A 24,271-nucleotide genomic window follows, 5' to 3' on the forward strand; every position below is an offset into this window, starting at 1 on the left:
CGCCGTGGAACGGCCGGGCCGGCGCGTGTGTGCATGCAAGTTCGTGGTGCTTTACCGACAGAGAAGGAGCCAATCCGTGGATCGTCCCGCGCAACTCTTCAGCCAAGAGCTGGTGAGTGCCGTCATCAAGGCCTACGACGTACGAGGACTTGTCGGAGAGCAGATCGATGCCCCGTTCGTCCGCGCGGTGGGTGGTTCGTTCGCGCGTCTGATGAAGAGCGAGGGGCAGTCGGCGCTGGTGGTCGGACACGACATGCGGGAATCGTCTCCGGAGCTCGCCGCGGCGTTTGCCGACGGTGCCCTGGACGAGGGACTCGACGTGACCCTGATCGGGCTGGCCTCCACCGACCAGCTCTACTTCGCCTCCGGCGATCTCGACCGGCCGGGCGCGATGTTCACCGCAAGCCACAATCCGGCGAGTTACAACGGCATCAAGATGTGCCGGGCCGGTGCGAAACCGGTGGGCCAGGACAGCGGTCTGGCGACCATTTCGCGTGAGTTGGTCGAGGGACCCGCCACCACTGGCGATGCCGGCGCGCCCGTCGTCAGAGGGTCGCTGGACGAACGCGACGTGTTGGAGGACTATGCGGCGTTTCTGCACAAGCTCGTCGATCTTTCCGGTCTGCGGCACTTGACAGTCGCCGTCGATGCGGGCAATGGCATGGGTGGTCACACAGTTCCGGTGGTCCTGGGTGGTTCCGAGGGGTTCACCGTGCGTTCACTCTACTTCGAGCTCGATGGAACTTTCCCCAACCATGAGGCCAATCCGCTCGATCCCAAGAATCTGGTCGATCTGCAGGCTTATGTGAGGGAGACCGGAGCCGACATCGGCCTGGCCTTCGACGGCGACGCCGACCGCTGCTTTGTGGTCGACGAACTGGGAGATCCGGTGTCCCCGTCGGCAGTGACCGCATTGGTGGCCGAGCGCGAACTCGCGAAGCACCCGGGAGGCACTGTCATCCACAACCTGATCACCTCCCGGGCAGTCCCCGAACTCGTCCGGGAGCTGGGCGGTGAACCACTGGTGACCAGGGTCGGCCATTCGTTCATCAAGGCGCAGATGGCGGAGACCGGTGCGATTTTCGGCGGCGAGCATTCGGCCCACTACTACTTCCGCGATTTCTGGGGTGCTGATTCGGGCCTGCTCGCGGCCATGCACGTGCTCGCGGCTCTCGGAGCGTCGGATCAGCCGTTGTCGAAAATGATGGCGCGGTACGAGCGCTACGCCAGTTCCGGTGAGATCAACTCCACGGTCGACGATCAGGCCGCCCGCACCGCAGCGGTGCTGGCGGATTTCGCCGACGAGCTCACCGGTACGACGGAGATGGACGGTGTGACGGTCGATCTCGCCGACGGCTCCTGGTTCAACCTGAGGGCGTCGAACACCGAACCACTGCTGCGGCTCAATGTCGAGGCCGCGACCACCGAACGGGTGAATGCACTGACCGAACGAATCCTGGCGGTCGTTCGGGGCTGATGCACAAACCCGCCACGAGCCGAAAGTCCGTCTGCTGTCTCCGGCGTTCGACCGGATACCTGCAAGAAACTTTCGACTCGCGGCACTAGGCTGGACCCATGTTGACCGGAGCGCCTGAAATCGACGACGTCGCCGCGCTGCTGGACGCCGACATCGATGGCCTGCTGCCGGCGTCGGCGTTGGCCGGCGCCCAGTGCCGCGCGATGGCCGCGGCCGGGTCGGAAGGTGTACTCGAACCGCTCGAGCGGCTCCTGCCCCGTGCGGTGGTGGTGGTGTGCGGCGACGGCACGTCCGCGCAGGCCGTGGATCTGGTGATCGCACTGGCGGGCCCGCACATCGATGTCCCGTTGATCAAGTGCCGTGCCGTGCCGTCGTGGATCGGGCCCCTGGACGTGGTCGTGATCGCCGGTGACGACGCCGGGGATCCCCGACTGTCCGACGCGGCGACCAGGGCCGGGCGGCGCCGGGCCGAGGTCGTGGTCGCCGGACCGGTCGAGGGGCCGCTTCGGGAGGCTTTGGCCGGTCCAGTGGTGGATTTGTCGCCGCGCGTACATGTTCCCGCGCCGTATCGGTTCGCGCACTATGTGGCGGCGATGTTCGCGGTGCTCGACGGCTTGCGTGCGGTCCGGTTCGAAGGTCGGCATCCGGATCTGTCGGCGATGGCCGATGAGTTGGATACCGAAGCCGCCGGCAATCATCCCGGGCATGAGTTGTTCCACAACGCGGCCAAAGAATTGGCAGTTCGTGTTGCAGATCGTAGAACCGTGTGGACAGGGGATACGGAGGCCGGGATGGTGGTCGCGGTACATGCGTCCCGGACGGTTTTCGCTGGTGCCGGAGTGGTCAGTACCGCAACGGATCTGGGTGATGTCATGGCTGCGGGGGCATTGCTCGCGGGGTACGGTGACTCCATGCCGGCAGACTACGATCCCATATTTCACGACGCTGCGATCGACGGTCCGATACCGACAGAACCTGTTCGCGTGCAGTTGCTGACCACCCCGGATCGGGAGTGGCTGGTCCGTCGGCGCACCGCCGCGCTGGCCGATGTCGACATCCGGACGAGCGGTCCGGCAGAACAGCCAACCGCCGAGCCGACGGGCCGCGGTGGCGGTATGGAAGATCTTGTGCCGCTGATGATCCTCGCGTTGCGCGCCGACATGGCCGGCGCGTACCTGCGGCTGGTCGGCAGCCACTGATGCACCTGCTCGACGGTGTGGTCAGGCCTTACGCCTGGGGTTCACGAACAGCGCTGGCCGAATTGCGTGGGTTGCCGACGCCGAGCCCCCATCCCGAGGCCGAATTGTGGTTCGGTGCGCACCCGGCGGCCCCGGCACCGGTCGACAGTGGGGCGCAGGGGCAGACCCTGCTCGATGTGGTCGATGCCGATCCGCGGGGTCAGCTCGGTCAGGCGTGTGCGGACAGGTACCGGGGGCGTTTACCGTTCCTGGTGAAAATCCTTGCGGCAGAAGAGCCTTTGTCGTTGCAGGCGCATCCCAGTCTGGAGCAGGCCAAAGACGGGTTCGCGCGGGAGAACGCCCAGGGGATCGAGATCGGTGCCCCGCACCGCAATTATCGCGACGACAACCACAAGCCCGAGCTGGTCGTGGCCATCACCGAGTTCGAGGCGCTGGCCGGATTTCGTGATGTCACCGAAACCGTCGACCTACTGCGGGCACTGCAGGTGCCCGAGCTCGATACATACCTGGGAATGCTGGCCGGAGAACCCGATTCGCAGGGATTGCGCGCCCTGTTCACCACCTGGATCACGCTTCCGGAATCGGCGCTGACCACCCTGATCCCGGCGGTCCTCGACGGCGCCATCCGCTATCTGTCAGACGGGAACGGTCACTTCGCGGCCGAGGTCCGGACACTGCTGGAGATCGGTGAGAGCTACCCGGCCGACTCCGGTGTATTGGCGGTCCTGCTGCTCAATCGGATCTCACTGCGCCCGGGCGAGGGACTGTTCCTGCCGGCCGGCAATCTGCACGCCTACCTCGGCGGTACTGCCGTCGAAGTGATGGCCAACTCCGACAACGTGCTCCGCGGTGGATTGACGCCCAAGCACGTGGACGTGCCCGAATTGCTCCGGGTACTCGATTTCACGCCGGTGGCGGCGTCCGACGTCACGCCCACGCTCCGCACCCTCAATGCCGAATTGATCTATCAAACACCGATCTCGGAGTTCCGGTTGTCGATGGTGGAACTCGACGGCACCGGTATCCACAAACCGTCATCGATCCTGTTCGATGTGCCCGGGCCGCAGATCCTGCTGTGCACGTCCGGGGCCATCGAGTTGAGGGGTGCGGACGCCAGTTTGCTGGTCCCACAGGGCCATGCGGTGTGGCTTGCCGACTGTGATCCCGATGTGGTGGTGCATGCGGCCAGCGCGCGGAGCGTCTTCTTCCGCGCCCTCGTCCCCGGTCAGTAGGGCGCCGAAGCCCCTGTGACGACGGGCCGTCCCGGATCATCCTGGGCGCCGTTGGTCGAGGGCAGGCTGCTGCCGATGAAACCGATCTCATCGCCGGTGGCCACCATGGTGACCATGGCCGACCCCCCGGGGGTCGAGATCCAGATATCTTGCGGCGCAGCATGATTCTGGATAAGCCGGACGTCGGCTGCTTCCGTGCTGGTGCCGGGGGACGTCAGTGAGATGACCGTCGATGCATCAACGGTGGTCGGGGTGAGGCCGTCGAACAGTGCCACCGTGAAATGACCTGGGAACACTCGGCCCCCGGCCAGCGCCACCAGCCCGGGATCGCCCACCGCGGTGACGAACTGCTGCCAGTGCCCCGGGCGGTCGCTGTAGATCAGCACCCGGGCGCCGACACCGATGGCGCGCAACAGTACCTGCTGGGCCAGGTGCAACCCACCGGCGATGACGACGCGATGCGGACGGCCTCCGAGTAGATCGACCGCCACCGCACGTCCACTGTGGTCGGCTCCGATGAGTTGGCCGCACCCGGCCGCGGCGAGGAAGATCTGGGCCAGTTCGTCACCGGAGATGGTGTGCTCCCCGATCGGGGGCAGGCGATCGGCGGCGCCCACCGGCAGGCCGGCGGCCAGGGCAGCTCGCTGGCGACCGTGGAGGGGGAGCAGCCCGTCGATCCGGGGTGGGTCGGGGTTCAGGGTGTTGAATCTGACCAGCGTCCGCAGGGACGTGTCTCCGTCGGGTGTCGACCGGAACCGTGACGTGACGGTCGTCGACACCGACGGGACCGCCCATACCGCCGCAAGAGCGGACGCTAGATGATCGGGTGAGATCGCGAACGTCGACATCTGTAGCCGACCGGCCGACACCGACCTCCAGCTCTCGGACACCTCCGTGCTGCCGGCGCCGTGGGCGAGTTGTGTTGTGGCCGCGGTGATCTCTGCCGCGGTCAACGCGGTTGCGGACAGCCCGCGACCACCGATCCGGTTGGCCACCCGGCGGGTGGCGACCAGAGCGGTGCGCAGCGCACCCTCGGATCCGCCGCCACGACGGGCCACCGCCTCCGGGCACCGGGACGGATCGAGTCGAAGGACGACCAGAACCGATCGGTAAGCCGTCGCCGGCAGTGGGCCCAACGTGCGCAGATAGACCTGTGCCACCCGGCCGGTGCCGTGCGACCGGATGCCATGACTGATGACGTCGATCGATTCGAGCTCGATGTCGAACTGGCGAACGCTCTCGGCCAGGGCCGACAGCGGGATGCCGGGGATCCCGGTGCATCCGTGGGGATCGAGCAGTCCGATCGCGGGCGGTGGTGTGTCGATCCGGAGAACGGTGATCAGGGAGGTGCCGTCCCACCGTGCGCCGATGGGCGTCCCGTCGGGTATCGGGATGTCGAACGGCGCCTGATCCGGCTTCGACCCGTCCGGTTCGGAGCCGGGCAGCAGACGGCGACGCCAGAGCCCGAGCCGCAACGTCAACAGGCGTGCCACCGATGTCCGGCCGGGCAAGGCGACCAGCAGCGCCGACAACACAACGGCGCAGGTCAGCGCAATCCACCACAGCGCGCCGTTGTCATAGGACAGCACCAGCGCACCGGCGATCAACAACTCGATCGCGACCACAACAATCATGAATCCCCCCACCGCCATCGGCCCCGATCCAATGGTCGAACTCTGGGCGTACCCCGGCGCCCAATGCTGCTATACGCTACACGGCGGGAGGATGGGGGGGAATGTTTTGCCTGCTCAATTGACGACAAAAGCTCAGGTCAACGGCTATCGCTTTCTGCTGCGGCGGCTCGAACACGCGCTGATCCGGCGCGACGTGAGGATGTTGCACGACCCGATGCGGTCACAGGCCCGTTCGCTGCTGGTCGGTTTGGTGATCGCGTTGTTGGTACTGGCCGGATTCGGGGTCTACGGACTCATCAAACCGCAAGGCACCGTGGGTGATTCGAAGATCATCGTGAGCAAGAAGGCCGGCGCGATGTATGTCGTTGTCGACGGCACGTTGCATCCGGTTCTCAATCTCGCCTCCGCGCGCTTGATCAGCGACAGCGACGAATCGCCGAAGTCGATCGCCGAGAAGAAGCTCACCGGGTACCCGCGGGGTCCGTTGCTCGGGATCCCCGGTGCGCCGGTGGCGTTACCGGGCCCACGGTCGACCGACACCTCGCAATGGACCGTCTGCGACACCGTATCCGGTGATGATGTGGTCACCACCGTCGTGGCCGGCGAACCCGTACTCGGCGACCGGGTCCGGGAGGCGGGCGTGAGTGATGCGTCCCTGGCCATCGCCGGGGAGGAGACCTACCTCATCTTCGAGGGGAAGCGGGCGCGGGTCGATCTGGACAGCGTTCCGGTGCAGCGCGCCCTGGGCATCGACGGGGTGCCGGTACGGGCCGTGAGCCCCGGTCTGCTCAACGCGATCCCGGAGGTCGAACCCCTTGTCGTTCCGGCCATCTCGCAGGCAGGGGAGCCGTCGGCGCTGGGGTCGGAAACACCCGTCGGGTCGGTGTTCAAGGTGGCCGGGCTGTCCGGTGGGACGACCTATTACGTCGCCCTGCCGACGGGAGTCCAACAGATCGGAGAGGTCGCCGCGGAGGTGATCAGGCAGGCCGACACCGACGGCGGCGGCAGTGTCGCGACGATGGGCCCCGGTGCACTGACCGGTGTCGACACCATCGACGAATTGCCGGTGGGCGACTTCCCCACGGTGACACCGGTCCTGACCGATGTGGACGCGGACCCGGTGTTGTGCAGCACGTGGTCGCGGACGAAGGACGATCATCAGGCGGTCCGCGGTGCGCTGCTCGGATCGGCGTTGCCGCTCGGTTCGAAAGCGGCGCCGGTCGTGCTCGCCGGCGCCGACGGCCCCGGTCCCGGACTCGATGCGGTATTCGTCGAACCGGGACGTGGGCATTACATCCGGGTCACCGGCCCGGAGCCGGACAGCACCCGCGCCGAATCCCTGTTCTACGTGAGTGATTCGGGTGTTCGGTTCGGTATCCCGGACCACAAGGCCGCGGTCGCACTCGGGCTGGGGCAGAGTCCGGTACCGGCGCCCTGGACGGTCATCTCGCTGCTGGCCGCGGGCCCGACCCTCTCGCGGAGCAATGCGCTGGTCTCGCACGACGGGATGTCACCGGATCTCGCCGGGGCCAGGATCGGGCCGCCCGAGAACTGAGCGCCAACCCCGCGGCGCGGGCGTCAGGACTGCGGCGGTTTCAGTGATCGGACCAGTGACTCCCACTGATCTGCGATCTGTTCGAACGACATGTGCCGGTGGTTGTGCAGATGGTGGATCGCCGGCGGGTCGAGCGGTGCGAGCACCGCGATGCACATCAACTCGAGGTCGCCGGAAAAGCCCATGGCCTCGAGCAGCGTTCGGGTGTGGATGACCGACACCGTGCGGGTGGGATGCAGGAATCGTTGTGGTCCGGTGTCTTCGGCTTCGAGCAGGACGTCGAGGTGCGCGGCTGTCGTCGCCAGTCGAGCCCGCCCGTAGGCGATGAGTCGGTCGAGGGGGTCGATCTTGTCGCCGGGTGCGCCGGGCCCGAGCGGCGGCGGCCCACTCATGAACGCCTGCTGTAGCGCCGATTCCGAATGATCGAGCAGAGCGATCATCAGGCCCGACCGATTGCCGAAGCGGCGGAAGACGGTGCCTTTGCCGACCCCGGCCTCGCGGGCCACGGCGTCCATCGTGACCGCGGATGCGCCATGACGATCGATCAGGCGGGTCGCGGCCTCCAATAGGAGTTGACGATTGCGGGCGGCGTCCGCGCGTTCGGATTCGGCGGGTGCCACGAGGGACATCGGCATCGAGAGGGCAGGTGGGGGCGCTGTGGACGTGGTCAGGAGCGATAGCTCGGCGTCAGCTGTGCCGGTTCGCGACTGGCCTTCACTCGGAGCCGAGTGCGCAGGGGACTTGGACACAGCCATGACTGTAACGGTAGCCACATCGGGAATATGTTCGGACCGGGGTCCGGTTAAATGAGACAGACTTGGCAATTAGTGATGCGAAACAATAAGGAGTGACCTTGACCGGTACAGCTACGGGCACGAACGAGACGTCTGGCGCCACCGCGAAGATCCTGGTCCTGGTGGGGAGCCTGCGACGCGAGTCCACCAACCGGGTGCTCGCCGAGGTCGCGGCCGACAATGCCCCCCAGGGCGTTGAGGTTACGGTGTACAGCGGACTGGAGAAGTTGCCCTTCTACAACGAAGACCTCGACACCGATCAGGTCGACGAGTCCGTGACCGGGCTGCGTGCGGCGGTCACCGATGTGGACGCCCTTCTCATCGCGACGCCCGAATACAACGGCACCATTCCCGCCGTCCTCAAGAATGCGATCGACTGGCTCTCGCGTCCCTACGGCTCCGGCGCGATCAGCGGCAAGCCGGTGGGTGTGATCGGTGTGGCGATGGGTCAGTACGGCGGCAAGTGGTCGCACGACGACACCGCCCGCGCGGTCGGCATCGCCGGCGGCAAGGTGGTCGAGGACGTGGAACTGCACCTGTCGACCGGGAGCCTCGGTGGCAAGGCCATCGCCGACGCCCCCGAGGTCGTCGAGATCCTGCGCGCGGCTGTGGCCGTGCTGGTCGACCAGGCGGCGACCACCAACGCCTGAGGTTTTTTCGACCTGAACAAGAGCACACGCCCCGGTCGGTTGCACCCGTTGTAACAGGTGCCTCTGACCGGGGCGTGTGTTTTTGTGCGTGGGGCCGGCAGGCGTGACTCGTGTGGCTGGTGAGAGACACGCCCGACGCGCCGAGACACGCCGAAATTCAGGCTGGTGCAGATCCCGTGACCTGGGACTTTCATGAATGTCATTCGCAACGTCTTGTGTCGGTACCGTTTGTCAGACACTAGGTGTAGTGTTTGGAACACCGAACAGCACTACGGCGTTGGAACGAAAGCGCAACGAAGTTCTTCACCGCAGAGCCGCCGGGATAACTATCTGAAAGTCAAGTCGTACCGCTATCCGGTGCTGGTGTGGGTAGCAACCATCGGTTCCGTCACGAAGGAGTTCTGGGGAATTATGACCACTGCGACAACCGCCACGATCACCGTCTACACCAAGCCTGCTTGCGTTCAGTGCAACGCCACGTACAAGGCACTGGACAAGAACGGCCTCGACTACGACATCGTCGACATCACCGAGGACTCCGAGGCCCGCGACTACGTCATGGCGCTCGGTTACCTGCAGGCTCCGGTTGTCGTCACCGGCGACAGCCACTGGTCGGGATTCCGCCCGGACCGCATCAAGGCCCTGGTTGCAGCGGCTGCCTGATCTACCCGGACCCCGTCCGCGAAGGCGGTCCGAAGAGTTCTAGTTGGTTCAAGCGTCACCTGTCAGCAATTCGTGGAGGTCGGGACATGGGGAAGGTTCCCGAACATGCCGCCACGGCCGAGCTCGCTGTTGCTGAGTTCTCCGAGACCCCGCTGATCGTCTACTTCTCGAGCGTCTCGGAGAACACGCACCGATTTGTCGAAAAGCTCGGGATGCGGGCACGACGAATCCCATTGATCGATCACGACGGCACCTTCACCGTCGACGAGCCGTACATCCTGATCAGTCCCACCTATGGTGGGGGCAAGGCATCGGACGGCGCGGAGGTCGGCCAACCCGGGCGTAACTCCGGGTTCGTCCCGAAGCAGGTCATCAAGTTCCTCAACAACAAACACAATCGTTCGTTGATCCGCGGTGTCATCGCTGCGGGCAACACCAATTTCGGCGAAGAGTTCTGTTACGCCGGAGACATTATTTCCAACAAATGCCAGGTGCCCTATCTGTATCGGTTCGAACTGATGGGTGACGCGGACGATGTCGATCGCGTACGTGCCGGGCTCCACGAATTTGCGCAATCACAGGAGTTTTCACAGTGTCGCCAACCGCAACCCCAGTAACCGCAGCCCGCTCCGGCGCCTCGGCCAGTCAGTCGGGCGTCCACGCCGATCCGTCCGGACACGAGCCGGCGGAGATGGACTTCCACTCGCTCAACGCGATGCTGAACCTGTACGACGCCGACGGCAAGATCCAGTTCGAGAAGGACCGCGAAGCGGCCAACCAGTACTTCCTTCAGCACGTCAACCAGAACACCGTCTTCTTCCACAACCTGGACGAGAAGCTCGACTATCTGGTGAAGGAAAACTATTACGAGCCAGAGGTTCTCGAGAAGTACGACCGCGGGTTCGTGAAGGGTCTGTTCGACCACGCTTACAGCAAGAAGTTCCGGTTCCCGACCTTCCTGGGTGCGTTCAAGTACTACACCTCGTACACGCTCAAGACTTTTGACGGCAAGCGGTACCTCGAGCGCTTCGAGGATCGGGTCTCGATGGTCGCGCTCACGCTGGCCGACGGCGACACCATCCTGGCGCGGGCACTGGTCGACGAGATCATCGACGGACGGTTCCAGCCGGCCACCCCGACCTTCCTCAACTCGGGTAAGAAGCAGCGTGGCGAGCCGGTGTCCTGCTTCCTGCTGCGCATCGAGGACAACATGGAGTCGATCGGCCGTTCCATCAACTCCGCGCTGCAGCTGTCCAAGCGCGGCGGCGGTGTTGCCTTGCTGCTGACCAACATTCGTGAACACGGTGCACCGATCAAGAAGATCGAGAACCAGAGTTCCGGTGTCATCCCGATCATGAAGCTGCTCGAGGATTCGTTCAGCTACGCCAACCAGCTCGGTGCTCGTCAGGGTGCCGGCGCGGTGTACCTGCACGCTCACCACCCCGACATCTACCGCTTCCTCGACACCAAGCGTGAGAACGCGGACGAGAAGATCCGGATCAAGACACTCTCGCTGGGCGTGGTCATCCCGGACATCACGTTCGAGCTGGCCAAGAAGAACGACGACATGTACCTGTTCAGTCCGTACGACGTCGAGCGCATCTACGGAGTGCCGTTCGCCGACATCAACGTGACCGAGAAGTACCACGAGATGGTCGAGGATCGTCGGATCCGCAAGACCAAGATCAAGGCGCGCGAGTTCTTCCAGACCCTCGCCGAGCTGCAGTTCGAGTCGGGCTACCCGTACATCATGTTCGAGGACACGGTGAACAACGCCAACCCGATCGACGGCAAGATCACGCACTCCAACCTGTGCTCGGAGATCCTGCAGGTCTCGACCGCCTCGACGTTCAACGACGACCTCTCGTACGAGCACATCGGTAAAGACATCTCGTGCAACCTCGGTTCGCTCAACATTGCCAAGACGATGGATTCGCCGGATATCGCGCAGACCATCGAGACCGCGATCCGCGGACTGACCGCGGTGTCGGATCAGACCGCCATCACCTCGGTACCCTCGATTCAGAAGGGCAACGACGACTCGCATGCGATCGGTCTCGGGCAGATGAACCTGCACGGGTACCTGGCCCGTGAGCGCGTCTACTACGGCTCCGAAGAGGGCATCGACTTCACGAACATCTACTTCTACACGGTGCTGTTCTACGCATTGCGCGCCTCGAACCGGATCGCCAAGGAGCGCGGCAAGGCGTTCGGCGGCTTCGAGCGTTCGAAGTACGCGACCGGTGAGTTCTTCGACAAGTACACCGAGAAGGTGTGGGAGCCGGAGACCGCCAAGGTCCGAGAGTTGTTCGCGCAGTCCGGGATCACGATCCCGACGCAGGCCGACTGGGTCGAGTTGAAGGCGAGCGTGCAGGAGCACGGCATCTACAACCAGAACCTGCAGGCCGTCCCGCCGACCGGTTCGATCAGCTACATCAACCACTCGACGAGCTCGATCCACCCCGTTGCGGCGAAGATCGAGATCCGCAAAGAGGGCAAGATCGGCCGCGTCTACTACCCGGCGCCGTTCATGGACAACGACAACCTGGACTACTACCAGGATGCGTACGAGATCGGCTACGAGAAGATCATCGACACCTACGCCGCGGCGACGCAGCATGTCGACCAGGGTCTGAGCCTGACGCTGTTCTTCAAGGACACCGCCACCACCCGCGACGTGAACCGCGCGCAGATCTACGCATGGCGCAAGGGCATCAAGACGCTGTACTACATCCGGTTGCGGCAGATGGCCCTCGAAGGCACCGAGGTCGAGGGTTGTGTCTCATGCATGCTGTAAATATTTGTGACACAACACTTTCGGCTACTTCACTTTCGAACATCAGGGGAGCACGATGACGTCCACCCATACCCCCGCAGACGGCGCGCCCATCAAGTTGGTCAGCCGGGTCTCGGCGATCAACTGGAACCGGGTGCCCGACGAGAAGGATGCCGAGGTCTGGGATCGCCTGACCGGTAACTTCTGGCTGCCCGAGAAGGTGCCGGTGTCCAACGACATCCCGTCGTGGGGCACTCTCACTGAGCTGGAAAAGCAGCTCACCATGCGTGTGTTCACCGGCCTGACGCTCCTCGACACCATCCAGGGCACGGTCGGCGCCGTCAGCCTGATCCCCGATGCGAGCACCCCGCATGAAGAGGCGGTGCTGACGAACATCGCGTTCATGGAGTCGGTGCACGCCAAGAGTTACAGCTCGATCTTCTCCACGTTGTGCTCCACCAAGGAGATCGACGAGGCGTTCCGCTGGTCGGAGGAGAACGAACAGCTCCAGGCCAAGGCCCGGATCGTCATGGACTACTACCGAGGCGAAGACCCGCTCAAGCGGAAGATCGCCTCGACCCTGCTCGAGTCGTTCCTGTTCTACAGCGGCTTCTATCTGCCGATGTACTGGTCATCTCGGGCAAAGCTCACCAACACCGCGGACCTGATCCGGCTGATCATCCGCGACGAGGCCGTGCACGGTTACTACATCGGGTACAAGTACCAGCGGGCGCTGGAGACGGAGACACCCGAGCGCCGGCAGGAGCTCAAGGATTACACCTTCGAGCTGCTGTTCGAGCTCTACGACAACGAAATCGATTACACCGAAGCGCTCTACGACGACGTCGGCCTGACCGAAGACGTCAAGAAGTTCCTGCGGTACAACGCAAACAAGGCCCTGATGAACCTGGGCTATGAGGCGATGTTCCCGCGGGACGAGACCGACGTGAACCCGGCGATCCTCTCGGCACTCTCACCCAACGCCGACGAGAACCACGACTTCTTCTCGGGGTCGGGCAGCTCGTACGTCATCGGCAAGGCAGTCAACACCGAAGACGACGACTGGGACTTCTGAGAAGTCTGCATAACCTGAAGACAAACCAACCTTCGCACCGGCTCCGTCGGTGCGGAGGTTGGTCTTTCTCCGCCGAGCGGGCCGAAATCACCGCCGAGCGTGCCTTCGTTTCCATCGAGTGGGCCGACGATCAGTCGTATGGTGGGGATCGGAGGTGGTCACGATGGCGACCATGATGCGGCAACATCTGATGGCGGCACTCGGGAGTCTGCGGTACGAACCCACGACCAAGATGGTGACGGTGTCCTCGGCCGATCAGGGCGTCGCACGTACCGAGAAGGCCATCCTGGTCTGGGAACCGCATCGCATCGTCCCGTCGTACGCCGTCCCGGTCGCGGAGCTGCTCTTGCCGCTGGAAGACATCCACCCGTTCACCGTCGAGGTGACGCCCACCGGACTGCTCGATCCGAGCAACGATTTCGGGCAACACACCTGTGCAGGCCGCACGGCGGTCGTGCGTGGCGAGGCCGGTCCGGGTGAGGCGTTCTTACCCGACGGTCTCGACGGGTACGCCGTGCTCGACTTCCCCGCCTTCGATTGGTTCGAAGAAGACGAGCGGATATTCGGTCACCCCCGGGATCCCTTCTCCCGCATCGATATCCGGCACAGCGCCCGGGTGGTCCACGTGGTGTCAGGGGGCGACATCCTCGCCGAATCCGGACATCCGCTGATGCTGTTCGAGACGCACCTGCCGCCGCGGTTCTACCTCTCACCGGGGGATGTGCTGGCGGATCTGGTGCGCAGCGATACGTCGACCACCTGTGCGTACAAGGGGGAGGCCACCCACTGGTCGGTGCCAGACCTGGGTGACGCCGGTATCGACATCGCGTGGAGCTATGAGAATCCGCCCCCGGAGATGCATCAGATCACCGGGCGCATCTGCTTCTACCAGGAGAAGGTCGACTTCGTCGTCGATGGTGTCCGGAGTGAGCGGCCGCAGACGCCGTGGTCGCGGTGAGGCCACCCGCGACACCTCGGAGTGACCACTCCCAGGCGCGGCACCTGACCTGCCGTCGACCGTGCCGATATCACCGTCGAGCGTGCCCAACCGACCGCCGACCGTGCCAAAGCTGCTCTGCTCCATGCAGTTTCGGCACGGTCAACGGTGATATCGGCACGCTCGGCGGTTGGTTGGGCACGCTCGGCGGGTTGTCAGGCGGTGGCCGCGGCGCCGTCGATGGCGGAGACCACCAGGTTGCTCTTGGGCAACTCGGTGCCGGCGGTGACGGCCTCGGTCCACGCAGCAGTGCTGCCGACGGCGGCAAAGTTGGACTGCAGCAACACCATCAACGTGTTGTGCAGGTCTTCGGCGGACACCTTGCCCGCCTCGTTCGCGAGATTGATTGCACCGCTGGCATCGGAGAGAATCTCGGCGGCAAAGCCCAGGCCCTCGGCTTCCACGGCTGATGCCAGATCGCAATTGTTGGTCATGAACCCGACCAGGGTGACCGTGTCGATGCCGTTGTCCCGCAACCATGATGCGAGATCGGTTCCGGCAAAAACGCTGCCGAACTGCTTGTGGACCGCTTTCCGTGGCCCGCTGCCTGCCGCTTCGATGTCCGGGTGAAGCGACCAACCCGGTGTCCCTTCGACAAAGACCGGGGCGCCCGCAGGCATGTGGTGTTGAACGATGACCACCGGGATTTCGTGCGCGTCGGCGACCTCGATCGCGCCGAGGATGTTCGCAAGGCACTCCTCGCGCGGCGGGTACTGGACCTGCAGGGGTCCGTCGAAGTACTCCTGCTGGACGTCGACAACAACAAGGGCGCGGCGGGGTGAGGTCATGGTTACTCCTGAAATGGATCGCGGTGTCGGGGTGGACGCTTTTGATTGTTGCGCCGATCCGGTAGCACCTGTGAGTGGCATAGATGCATAATTTCGATGAGTTCAGGCCAACCTAGGGAGTGCACGTGCGGATCGCGATCTACGCTTTCGACGGCATCACGATGTTCCACCTCGCCGCACCGTTGATGGTGTTCGGCGAACTCGGACGTCTCGGACTGGCATCGGACTGGGAAACGAGACTGTGGTCCGACGAGGCCGGGTCGGTGCGGACGGCCGAGGGCTATTCGGTGGGGGACGTGGCGGATCCGAGTACGGTCGCCTGGGCCGACATCGTGATCATTCCGTCGTGGCCGCTGCCGTTGCAACCGCTCACCGACAGTTTTCGAGGCGAAGTGGTGCGGGCTCACGGGCGTGGCGCACTCGTCGCCGGGCTGTGTCTCGGGGCGTTCGCGATTGCCGATGCCGGTGTGCTCCAGGGGCGTTCGGCGGTGACGCACTGGGAGATGATGCCGGAGATGGCGCAGCGCAGCCCCGGTAGCCAAATCGACGCCTCGGTGCTCTACATCGATCACGGTGATGTGATGACGTCGGCGGGTACGGCGTCGTCGATCGATGCCTGCCTGCATCTGGTTCGCCGGTATCTCGGGTCGGCGGTCGCGACACGTGTCGCCCGCAGTCTGGTGGTCGCTCCGCACCGCGACGGCGGGCAGGCGCAATACATCGAGCGGCCCCTCGCGCGAGCCGCCGAGGACACGGCGATATCGGTTGTGCAGGAGTGGGCACTGGGACGACTCGACGAGACGCTGACCGTCGACCGTCTCGCCGAGCAGGCCCGGATGAGTAGGCGGAGTTTCGTGCGGCAGTTCCAGAAGGCGACCGGAACCACCCCCGCGCGCTGGGTGCTCGAGCAGCGACTCAACGAAGCCCGCGTGCTGCTCGAGACCACCGATTGGGGCATCGACGAGATCGCATCGGCGTGTGGATTCGGCAGCGGTGTCACTTTTCGGCAGAACTTCGGATCCGCCTACGCCACAACACCAACGGCCTACCGTCGGCAGTTCGCAAATATCGGTCGGTGATTCCGACGAGCCGACTCGGATTTGCACTCTCGCGGTTGTCCTGGACGGGTCTGTCGCCTTTCCGATATTGACCGCGTCTGGCTGCAATACTTGACTGTGACCGAAGGTACAGCGAGGTGCTGAGATGACGATTGCTCCGGTTTCCGTGGACCCACGCGTCGGCCGCGACTCCCGGGCGCGTGTTTCCCGGCGCGAACTGGGGCAGTGGGACCCTGCCAAACGCGGGCACGATGCACTGGCAACCATTTTGGCGCAGAGCGACATTCGCGCCCCGGATCTGCTGCCGATCCGGCACGGACGGATGAGTCACTCGCCATGGACCTACTACCGCGGCGCGGCGGCGGTGATGGCCGCTGATCTGGCTTCCGCACCGCACACCGGGATCATGGTCCAGATGTGCGGGGACGCCCATATTCTCAACTACGGGATGTGGATCTCGCCCGAGCGGCATCTGGTCTTCGACCTCCGCGACTTCGACGAGACCCTGCCGGGGCCGTTCGAATGGGATCTCAAGCGCTACCTGGCCAGTGTGATCGTGTTGGCCCGCGACAACGGGGTGACGGAATCGGTTGCCCAACAAGCAGTTCGACGAGCTTATCGGAGCTATCAGAAGAACATCAAACGCTATGCCGCGATGCCGCAGATCGACGTCTGGTACGACCGGATCGAGGTCCAGCAGTTACACCGGTATGCGAAAAAGGAGAACGAGGAGGCGCTCGATCAACTGATCGAGAGCCGGGCGCGCAAGCGCACCAGTCGGGGTGCATCGAAAAAGCTCCTCATGACGGTGGAAGGTCGGCGACGGATCACCGAAGATCCCCCGTACCGCACCCACCGCCTCGGCGACGCCGCCGAGGAGATTCTGCGGAGCGTGCTCGCCGAATATCACAAGTCGGTCCCGGACCACCTCGAAAGCCTCCTCGCCCGATATGACGCGGTCGACGCCGCGCGGCAGGTGGTCGGCGTCGGCAGCGTCGGTATGCGGGTGTTCTTGACACTGCTCGAAGAGCAGCGCACCGGGGATCCGTTGTTCCTCCAGATCAAACAAGCCGGACCGTCGGTATACGAGCAGTTCCTCGGCAAGAGCAGGTACGAGAATCACGGTGCCCGAGTTGTACAGGGGCAGCGTCTGATTCAGAGCGCGACCGACATGTTTGTGGGATGGACGTCGTTCCGCTATCCCGAGCTGAACTTGGATCTGGATTTCTACGTCCGGCAATACCGGGACGGCAAGGTCATCCCGAAAGGCGAAGGTGTTGCCCCGGTCCTACCGCGATTCGCCGCTGCCTGCGGACATGCTCTGGCGCGGGCACACGCCCGCAGCGGGGACGCGTCGGCGATAGCGAATTACCTCGGTGGCAGCAACAAGGCAGAGGACGCGCTCGTCGTCTTCGCCGGCGCCTACGCCGACCAGAATGCCGCCGACCATGCCCAGTTGGCCCGGGCGGTCGAGAACGGCGACATTGCGTCGGAGAAGGGTTGGCCGGACATCCCCTGAACGTGGGGTCGGCGTCAGCGGGTGACCTCGTCGAGTTTGCCGGTGGCGACATCGAAGACGAAGCCGCGCAACGAGGTTGTCTTGGTGATGAACGGCGAGTTCTCGATCCGGGCGAGTGACTGTTGGACGTCCTCGTCCAGGTCGGGGAAGGACTCGGCCGACCACGGTGGCTTGACACCGATCTCGTCCTGGATGCCCCGTTTGAACTCGTCGTCGGTGAAAGTCAGCATGCCGCAGTCGGTGTGGTGGATGAGGATGATCTCGGTGGTCCCGAGTAGGCGCTGGCTGATGGACAGGGAGCGGATCTCGTCATCGGTCACCACGCCGCCGGCGTTGCGGATGACGTGGGCTTCGCCGGCCCCGAGTCCGAGGATGCGGTAGACGTCGAGCCTGGCATCCATGCACGCGAGCACCGCGACATGGCGACTCGGTGGCAGCGGTAGTGGGCCGGTGAAGGTCTGCGCGTACGCGCGGTTGTTCTCCAGGTATTCGTCGGTGACGGTCATGCACTCATGCTGGTCGCCGGGCCGGTGGCGCACAAGGTTGCGGTCACCGTGATCGCAACTGCCTTCATGGCGCTGACCTGTGGAAACCACGTTCGCCGACGGGCCGGTGGGGGAGGCTCAGAGGGAGTCGCGGAGGTTGAGCAGGACGATGTTCGCGGCGCAGAGTCCGCCGGTGCCGAACCAGACCTGATCTTCGACGATCCGCGTGCGACCCCAGGCGGGCGCACCCATGTCGAGCCAGCGATCGGTCTCGAGGACCGACGTACCGCGGTCCTGTCCGTCGGGACCGTCGAAGCCGATGTAGACGATGTCGCCGTCGGCGATCTCGAAGTTCTTGTCGTCGAGGACCGTTGGCCCGGGTTCCCGCTGGCCCGGCGGACGCTGTGCACCGACGTCGGCCAGCACCCGCGCGGCGAACGTGTCGGTGCCCATGACGATCGTGGAATCCGCGGTGAACTGCACCAGGGACACCTGGGTGAATCGAGCGCCGTTGCGTTTCCCGATGGCGGCGGCGGTGTCGAGATATCCCTGGAGTCGCTCGTCCCCGGCCTCGGTCCGTCCGACCGCGGCCGCGACTGCGACGAACCGCTGTTTCCAGTCCGCGGCCGGATCGATGCTCACGTCGGGGACATCACCGAGTGCGACGGTCAGAGGGGAGTTCCCAAGGGTCAGCACAAGATCGGCGTCGGCGTCGGCGGCCTTGGTGGTATCGGGGTCTTCGGTGTCGCCGATGGTGGGCAGTGAATGCACCGCATCGCCCAGGTAAGTCGGCAGCGTGCCGCCAACGGTTGTCGTCGCGACCACACGGTCCTGGAGGCCGAGCGCGCACAGCGCGTCGAGCAGACTCGGATCGGCAACGAGGATCCGCAGCGGGTCGGGTGCGCCGGGGTCGAGCGGGGCAGTCGGCTGACACGTCGTGTTGGCGTCCCGGTCGGGGTTGACCAGATTGACCGCCGCCACGCGCGAGGTGGTCCGCTCGACCGACCCTTCGCCGCCGGGCACCGTCGAGTCGATACAGCCGGTCACGCCGAGGCCGACCAACGCTGCCAATGCCAACACCGCCATGCCGCGCCGAGGGCGGATCACATCGCTCACTGCCACTCTTTCGATGTTGTCTGGAGGGGGGGTCGAATTCCCGACCAAACTAGCACTGTCCCGGCTGACACCGGTTCCCCCTCGGTGCCTCGGATCGGGTGCGCCGAATTCGAATACGACACTTCGTAGGAGGCCCGCGCGGACCCTTCGCAAGGGAGGGTTTACGATCTTCACAGCGCACATTCATCGCCGTGCCCTCATGTCGTGAGCGGAAGTTTTCTCGCCGCGGCGGACCGGAGTGGCCACGCAGGTAGGAGGATCAGTGACCGCGGTAGACCAGCCCACCAAGCAGGTGGTTCCGGTGAGGCCTTACCCCGAGCGCACGGGGCCAAAGGGGTCGTTCATCTACAAGATGCTGACGACGACTGATCACAAGATGCTCGGCATCATGTATTTGGTTGTCTGTTTTGCCTTCTTCCTCATCGGTGGCCTGATGGCCCTGCTGATGCGAAGTGAGCTTTCCGCTCCGGGCTTGCAGTTCTTGTCGACAGAGCAGTTCAACCAGTTGTTCACGATGCACGGCACCGTGATGCTTCTGATGTATGCGACCCCGATCGTCATCGGCTTTGCCAATGTTGTTCTTCCGCTGCAGATCGGTGCTCCGGACGTTGCGTTCCCGCGATTGAATGCGTTCAGCTTCTGGCTGTTCCTGTTCGGATCGACGGTCGCCCTGATGGGCTTCGTCACTCCCGGTGGTGCAGCCGACTTCGGTTGGACGGCCTACACGCCGCTGACCGACGCGGTGCATTCGCCCGGCGCCGGCGCCGACCTGTGGATCCTCGGACTCGGTGTGTCCGGCCTGGGCACCATCCTCGGCGCGGTCAACATGATCACCACCGTGGTCTGCCTCCGCGCACCCGGTATGACCATGTTCCGCATGCCGATCTTCACCTGGAACATCCTGGTGACCAGCGTCCTGATCCTGCTGGCGTTCCCGCTGCTGACCGCAGCCCTGATGGGTCTGGAAGTCGACCGTCAGTTCGGTGCGAACCTGTACGACCCTGCCAACGGTGGTGTGATCCTCTGGCAGCATCTGTTCTGGTTCTTCGGGCATCCCGAGGTGTACATCATCGCGCTGCCGTTCTTCGGCATCGTCTCGGAGATCTTCCCGGTCTTCAGCCGTAAACCGATCTTCGGTTACAGCGGCCTGGTCTACGCCACGCTCTCGATCGCTGCACTGTCTGTCGCCGTGTGGGCTCACCACATGTACGCCACCGGCGCTGTGCTGTTGCCGTTCTTCTCGTTCATGACATTCCTCATCGCAGTGCCAACCGGTGTGAAGTTCTTCAACTGGATCGGCACGATGTGGAAGGGTCATATGACCTTTGAATCACCGATGCTGTTCTCGGTCGGCTTCATCATCACGTTCTTGTTCGGTGGTCTGACCGGTGTGCTGCTCGCCAGCCCGCCGCTCGACTTCCACCTCTCGGACAGCTACTTCGTGGTCGCACACTTCCACTACGTGCTCTTCGGAACGATCGTGTTCGCCACCTACGCCGGCATCTACTTCTGGTTCCCGAAGATGACCGGACGCATGCTGGACGAGCGACTGGGCAAGATCCACTTCTGGCTGACCATGATCGGCTTCCACATGACCTTCCTGGTCCAGCACTGGCTGGGCAACGAGGGCATGCCGCGCCGCTACGCCGACTATCTGAGTACGGACGGGTTCACCACACTCAACGTGATCTCGACGGTGGGTGCGTTCATCCTCGGTGCCTCGACCCTGCCGTTCCTGTGGAACGTCTTCCGTAGCTACCGCTATGGCGAGGTCGTCACGGTCGACGACCCGTGGGGATTCGGTAACTCGCTCGAATGGGCCACCAGTTGCCCGCCACCGCGCCACAACTTCACCGAGCTTCCCCGGATTCGTTCGGAGCGGCCTGCGTTCGAGCTGCATTACCCGCACATGATCGATCGCATGCGCGACGAGGCACATGTCGGACCCGGACACGGGAAGGCCAGCGACCACGCAGAGAAGGCGCGACGTGATCCACTGACGGTCGGAAGCCACGAATCTTCCACCGACGCGGATCCCAGCTGACCTAGGTTTTCAGCAACGAGAAAAGCCGGTCATCTCCTACGACAAGTAGGAGATGACCGGCTTCTGTCGTCGTTTGGGTTTACGATCAGATCCAGATCATGCCGAGCTCTTCAATCGTGGTCACTGATGGATGGTTTTTGGTGACGTCGTGACCGACCTTTGCAGGTAGGGGGATCCCGTGACCGCGGTAGACAAGCCCAAGACTCTGATTGCGCCGGTACGGCCTTACCCCCAGCGCACGGGGCTCAAAGGTTCGTTCATCTACAAGATGCTGACGACCACGGACCACAAACTGCTCGGCATCATGTATCTGGTCGCCTGTTTCGCGTTCTTCCTCATCGGCGGTCTGATGGCGCTGCTGATGCGCGCCGAGCTGACGGTGCCCGGTCTGCAGTTCCTCTCGACCGAGCAGTACAACCAGCTCTTCACGATGCATGGCACCGTCATGTTGCTGATGTACGCGACCCCGATCGTGATCGGCTTCGCCAACGTGGTGCTGCCGTTGCAGATCGGCGCGCCTGACGTCGCGTTCCCGCGGCTCAACGCGTTCAGCTTCTGGCTGTTCGTGTTCGGATCGACCGTCGCACTGGCGGGCTTCATCACCCCCGGTGGTGCAGCTGACTTCGGCTGGACCGCGTACACCCCGCTGACCGATTCGATTCACTCGCCCGGGCCGGGCGGAGACATGTGGATCCTGGGGCTGGGTGTTTCGGGGCTGGGCACCATCCTCGGCGCGGTCAACATGGTGACCACCGTGGCCTGCCTGCGTGCTCCGGGCATGACGATGTTCCGGATGCCGATCTTCACCTGGAACATATTGGTGACCAGCGTCCTGATCCTGATGGCGTTCCCGCTGCTGACCGCGGCGCTGATGGGTCTGTTCGTCGACCGACAATTCGATGCGAATCTGTACGACCCGGCCAATGGCGGGGTGATCTTGTGGCAGCACCTGTTCTGGTTCTTCGGGCATCCCGAGGTGTACATCATCGCGCTGCCGTTCTTCGGCATCGTCTCGGAGATCTTCCCGGTCTTCAGCCGCAAGCCGATCTTCGGGTACTCGACACTGATATATGCGACCCTCGCGATCGCGGCGCTCTCGGTGGCGGTGTGGGCGCACCACATGTACGCCACCGGCGCGGTGATGTTGCCGTTCTTCTCGTTCATGACATTTGTGATCGCGGTTCCCACGGGTGTGAAGTTCTTCAACTGGATCGGCACGATGTGGAAAGGTCACCTGACCTTCGAGACGCCGATGCTGTTCGCGGTCGGCTTCGTCATCACATTTCTGTTCGGTGGACTGACCGGTGTGATCCTGGCGAGCCCGCCGCTCGACTTCCACCTCACGGACAGCTACTTCGTGGTGGCGCATTTCCACTATGTGTTGTTCGGCACCATCGTGTTCGCGACGTATGCCGGTATCTACTTCTGGTTCCCGAAGATGACCGGCCGCCTGCTCGACGAGCGCCTGGGCAAGATCCATTTCTGGCTGACGTTCATCGGCTTCCACATGACGTTCCTGGTGCAGCACTGGCTGGGCGGTGAGGGCATGCCACGTCGCTACGCCGACTATCTGAGTTCGGACGGGTTCACCGAGCTCAACGTGGTCTCGACCATCGGCGCCTTCATCCTCGGTGTATCGGCGTTGCCGTTCTTGTGGAACGTGTTCCGCAGCTACCGCTACGGCGAGGTGGTCACGGTCGACGACCCGTGGGGATTCGGCAACTCGCTCGAATGGGCCACGACATGTCCGCCGCCGCGACACAACTTCACCGAGCTCCCACGCATCAGGTCGGAGCGGCCTGCATTCGAGTTGCACTACCCGCATATGGTTGAACGCATGCGCGACGAAGCCCATGTGGGTCACATCAGTGAGAAAGCCGAAGCAGCGAAGCACGGACCGCTCGAGGTCGGCAGCCACGAATCCTCCACAGAATCCGATCAGAACTGACGTGACCAGCAACATCAACCCCGGTGCCACCGTGCCCGCGGGTTCCGAAGGAACCACTGTCCTCATCACTGTCACCGGACACGACAAACCGGGCGTCAGCTCGGTGCTGTTCGGGGCCTTGTCGGCCCGGCAGGTGAGCATTCTCGACGTCGAACAGGTTGTGATCCGGGCGCGCCTGACGCTCGGTGTCCTGGTGAAATGCTTCGGCGACAGCGAAGAACTCCAAGAGGTCATCGAGCAGGCGATGGATTCGGTGGGGATCGACGTCACCGTCGAGGTCGGCGCCGACAACGCAACCCGCCGGCTCTCCACCCACGCCGTGGTCGTTCTCGGAAGTCCGGTCAGTGCAAAGGGTTTCAGTGCACTGGCCGGCGAGTTGGCCCGCCAGGGCGGCAACATCGACTCGATCCGCGGAATCGCCGACTACCCGGTCACCGGGCTCGAACTCCTGATCAGCGTCGACCGTGACAGCGTCGCCGCAGACGCCGCGCTCCGCAAGGGTCTGGCCGGTGTCGCCAGCCAGTACGGCATCGACGTGGCCGTCGAACGCGGTGGCCTGGCCAGGCGTGCAAAGCGGCTGATCGTCTTCGATGTCGACTCGACGCTGATCCAGGGCGAGGTCATCGAGATGCTCGCCGCCCGGGCCGGGCGTGAAGCCGAGGTCGCCGCGGTGACCGAGGCCGCCATGCGTGGTGAACTCGACTTCGCCGAGTCGTTGCATCAGCGGGTCGCGGCGCTCGAGGGGCTGGACGTGTCCGTCCTCGATGAGGTCGCGAACGAACTCGAACTGACGCCGGGCGCCCGCACCACCATTCGCACACTGCACCGGATGGGCTACCACTGTGGCGTGGTCTCGGGTGGATTCCGTCAGGTCATCGAGCCGTTGGCGCACGAACTCGAACTCGACTTCGTGAAGGCGAACACCCTCGACATCGCCGATGGCAAATTGACCGGCCGCGTGATCGGCGAGATCGTCGACCGGGCCGGGAAGGCCACGGCGTTGCGGGCCTTCGCCGACAGCGTGGGTGTGCCGATGGAGCAGACCATCGCCGTCGGCGACGGGGCCAACGACATCGACATGCTGACGGTCGCCGGATTGGGGATCGCGTTCAACGCCAAGCCGGCACTGAAGGAAGTTGCCGACGCGGCGCTGTCCCATCCGTTCCTCGATGCGGTGCTCTTCATCCTGGGTGTCACGCGCGATGAGATCGAGGCGGCTGACGCCGTCGACGGTGTCCTGCGTCGCGTTCCACTGAATTGA

At 64.1% G+C, this 24,271-nt stretch carries 20 protein-coding genes; 15 read left to right on the forward strand and 5 right to left on the reverse strand.

The genetic code is table 11. The annotated features are described in order from the left end of the window. Nucleotides 1–76 precede the first annotated feature (76 nt). The 3 genes from AC51GT_RS01075 to manA all read left to right on the forward strand — a co-directional run bounded on the left by AC51GT_RS01075 (nt 77) and on the right by manA (nt 3,908). Nucleotides 77–1,477: a phosphomannomutase/phosphoglucomutase gene (locus tag AC51GT_RS01075; protein ID WP_496323546.1), complete on the forward strand. Its 1,401-nt coding sequence runs from the start codon at nt 77–79 to the stop codon at nt 1,475–1,477. 98 nt (nt 1,478–1,575) lie between these two features. Beyond that, a complete protein-coding gene (locus tag AC51GT_RS01080; RefSeq protein ID WP_496327587.1) occupies nt 1,576–2,676 on the forward strand; it encodes a hypothetical protein in 1,101 nt (366 codons plus the stop codon). Next, complete coding sequence (gene manA / locus AC51GT_RS01085; RefSeq protein ID WP_496327588.1) at nt 2,676–3,908, forward strand: mannose-6-phosphate isomerase, class I; 1,233 nt, start codon at nt 2,676–2,678, stop codon at nt 3,906–3,908. The genes AC51GT_RS01080 and manA overlap by 1 nt, the downstream gene beginning before the upstream one ends. Here the strand turns inward: manA and eccE are convergent. Beyond that, nucleotides 3,902–5,560 (reverse strand): type VII secretion protein EccE, encoded by a 1,659-nt coding sequence (eccE, locus tag AC51GT_RS01090; protein ID WP_496327589.1) that lies wholly within the window; start codon nt 5,558–5,560, stop codon nt 3,902–3,904. The two genes, manA and eccE, sit on opposite strands and share 7 nt — an antisense overlap. Nucleotides 5,561–5,648: 88 nt before the next feature. On the opposite strand from eccE, the gene eccB reads away from it, so the two are divergent. After that, complete coding sequence (eccB, locus tag AC51GT_RS01095; protein ID WP_496327992.1) at nt 5,649–7,097, forward strand: type VII secretion protein EccB; 1,449 nt, start codon at nt 5,649–5,651, stop codon at nt 7,095–7,097. Nucleotides 7,098–7,120: 23 nt separating this feature from the next. Here the strand turns inward: eccB and AC51GT_RS01100 are convergent, their stop codons facing one another. Continuing rightward, complete coding sequence (locus AC51GT_RS01100; RefSeq protein ID WP_496324092.1) at nt 7,121–7,732, reverse strand: TetR/AcrR family transcriptional regulator; 612 nt, start codon at nt 7,730–7,732, stop codon at nt 7,121–7,123. Between the two features lie 212 nt (nt 7,733–7,944). On the opposite strand from AC51GT_RS01100, the gene AC51GT_RS01105 reads away from it, so the two are divergent. From AC51GT_RS01105 to AC51GT_RS01130, 6 genes are all read left to right on the forward strand, one after another. Beyond that, nucleotides 7,945–8,541, forward strand: coding sequence for an NADPH-dependent FMN reductase (locus AC51GT_RS01105; protein WP_496327590.1), 597 nt, complete (start codon nt 7,945–7,947; stop codon nt 8,539–8,541). A gap of 411 nt (nt 8,542–8,952) precedes the next feature. After that, entirely contained in the window at nt 8,953–9,204 is a 252-nt protein-coding gene (nrdH, locus tag AC51GT_RS01110) for a glutaredoxin-like protein NrdH (protein ID WP_495515245.1), read from the forward strand. A gap of 86 nt (nt 9,205–9,290) precedes the next feature. Continuing rightward, a complete protein-coding gene (gene nrdI / locus AC51GT_RS01115; RefSeq protein ID WP_496323551.1) occupies nt 9,291–9,821 on the forward strand; it encodes a class Ib ribonucleoside-diphosphate reductase assembly flavoprotein NrdI in 531 nt (176 codons plus the stop codon). Continuing rightward, nucleotides 9,797–12,001, forward strand: a complete 2,205-nt coding sequence (nrdE, locus tag AC51GT_RS01120) for a class 1b ribonucleoside-diphosphate reductase subunit alpha (RefSeq protein ID WP_496323552.1) — start codon at nt 9,797–9,799, stop codon at nt 11,999–12,001. The genes nrdI and nrdE overlap by 25 nt, the downstream gene beginning before the upstream one ends. Nucleotides 12,002–12,056: 55 nt before the next feature. After that, the gene (nrdF, locus tag AC51GT_RS01125) at nt 12,057–13,055 is read left to right on the forward strand and encodes a class 1b ribonucleoside-diphosphate reductase subunit beta (RefSeq protein WP_496323553.1); all 999 of its coding nucleotides are present in this window, start codon (nt 12,057–12,059) and stop codon (nt 13,053–13,055) included. A gap of 163 nt (nt 13,056–13,218) precedes the next feature. After that, entirely contained in the window at nt 13,219–14,013 is a 795-nt protein-coding gene (locus AC51GT_RS01130) for a DUF427 domain-containing protein (RefSeq protein ID WP_496327591.1), read from the forward strand. A 194-nt stretch (nt 14,014–14,207) separates the two neighbouring features. On the opposite strand, the gene AC51GT_RS01135 is transcribed toward AC51GT_RS01130, so the two are convergent. Next, nucleotides 14,208–14,840, reverse strand: a complete 633-nt coding sequence (locus AC51GT_RS01135; RefSeq protein WP_496327592.1) for an isochorismatase family protein — start codon at nt 14,838–14,840, stop codon at nt 14,208–14,210. A gap of 125 nt (nt 14,841–14,965) precedes the next feature. Between AC51GT_RS01135 and AC51GT_RS01140 the strand changes: the two genes are divergently transcribed. Together AC51GT_RS01140 and AC51GT_RS01145 are read left to right on the forward strand one after the other, a co-directional pair. Then, nucleotides 14,966–15,919 carry a GlxA family transcriptional regulator gene (locus tag AC51GT_RS01140; RefSeq protein ID WP_496327593.1) on the forward strand — a complete coding sequence of 318 codons (954 nt, stop codon included), beginning with the start codon at nt 14,966–14,968 and terminating at the stop codon, nt 15,917–15,919. 124 nt (nt 15,920–16,043) lie between these two features. Next, on the forward strand, nt 16,044–17,417 hold the full coding sequence (locus AC51GT_RS01145) for a DUF2252 domain-containing protein (protein ID WP_496323557.1): 1,374 nt from the start codon (nt 16,044–16,046) through the stop codon (nt 17,415–17,417). A gap of 14 nt (nt 17,418–17,431) precedes the next feature. Here AC51GT_RS01145 and AC51GT_RS01150 read toward each other — a convergent pair whose 3' ends face one another. Together AC51GT_RS01150 and AC51GT_RS01155 are read right to left on the reverse strand one after the other, a co-directional pair. After that, nucleotides 17,432–17,923: a beta-class carbonic anhydrase gene (locus tag AC51GT_RS01150; protein WP_496323558.1), complete on the reverse strand. Its 492-nt coding sequence runs from the start codon at nt 17,921–17,923 to the stop codon at nt 17,432–17,434. Between the two features lie 117 nt (nt 17,924–18,040). Beyond that, the gene (locus tag AC51GT_RS01155) at nt 18,041–19,018 is read right to left on the reverse strand and encodes a TroA family protein (RefSeq protein ID WP_496323559.1); all 978 of its coding nucleotides are present in this window, start codon (nt 19,016–19,018) and stop codon (nt 18,041–18,043) included. 262 nt (nt 19,019–19,280) lie between these two features. On the opposite strand from AC51GT_RS01155, the gene ctaD (AC51GT_RS01160) reads away from it, so the two are divergent. From ctaD (AC51GT_RS01160) to serB, 3 genes are all read left to right on the forward strand, one after another. Then, the gene (gene ctaD, locus AC51GT_RS01160; RefSeq protein ID WP_496323560.1) at nt 19,281–21,062 is read left to right on the forward strand and encodes an aa3-type cytochrome oxidase subunit I; all 1,782 of its coding nucleotides are present in this window, start codon (nt 19,281–19,283) and stop codon (nt 21,060–21,062) included. 178 nt (nt 21,063–21,240) lie between these two features. Next, the gene (gene ctaD, locus AC51GT_RS01165; protein WP_496323561.1) at nt 21,241–23,010 is read left to right on the forward strand and encodes an aa3-type cytochrome oxidase subunit I; all 1,770 of its coding nucleotides are present in this window, start codon (nt 21,241–21,243) and stop codon (nt 23,008–23,010) included. Between the two features lies 1 nt (nt 23,011). Next, nucleotides 23,012–24,271, forward strand: a complete 1,260-nt coding sequence (gene serB, locus AC51GT_RS01170; RefSeq protein WP_496327594.1) for a phosphoserine phosphatase SerB — start codon at nt 23,012–23,014, stop codon at nt 24,269–24,271.

The sequence above is a fragment of the Williamsia sp. z34 genome (assembly GCF_059553395.1).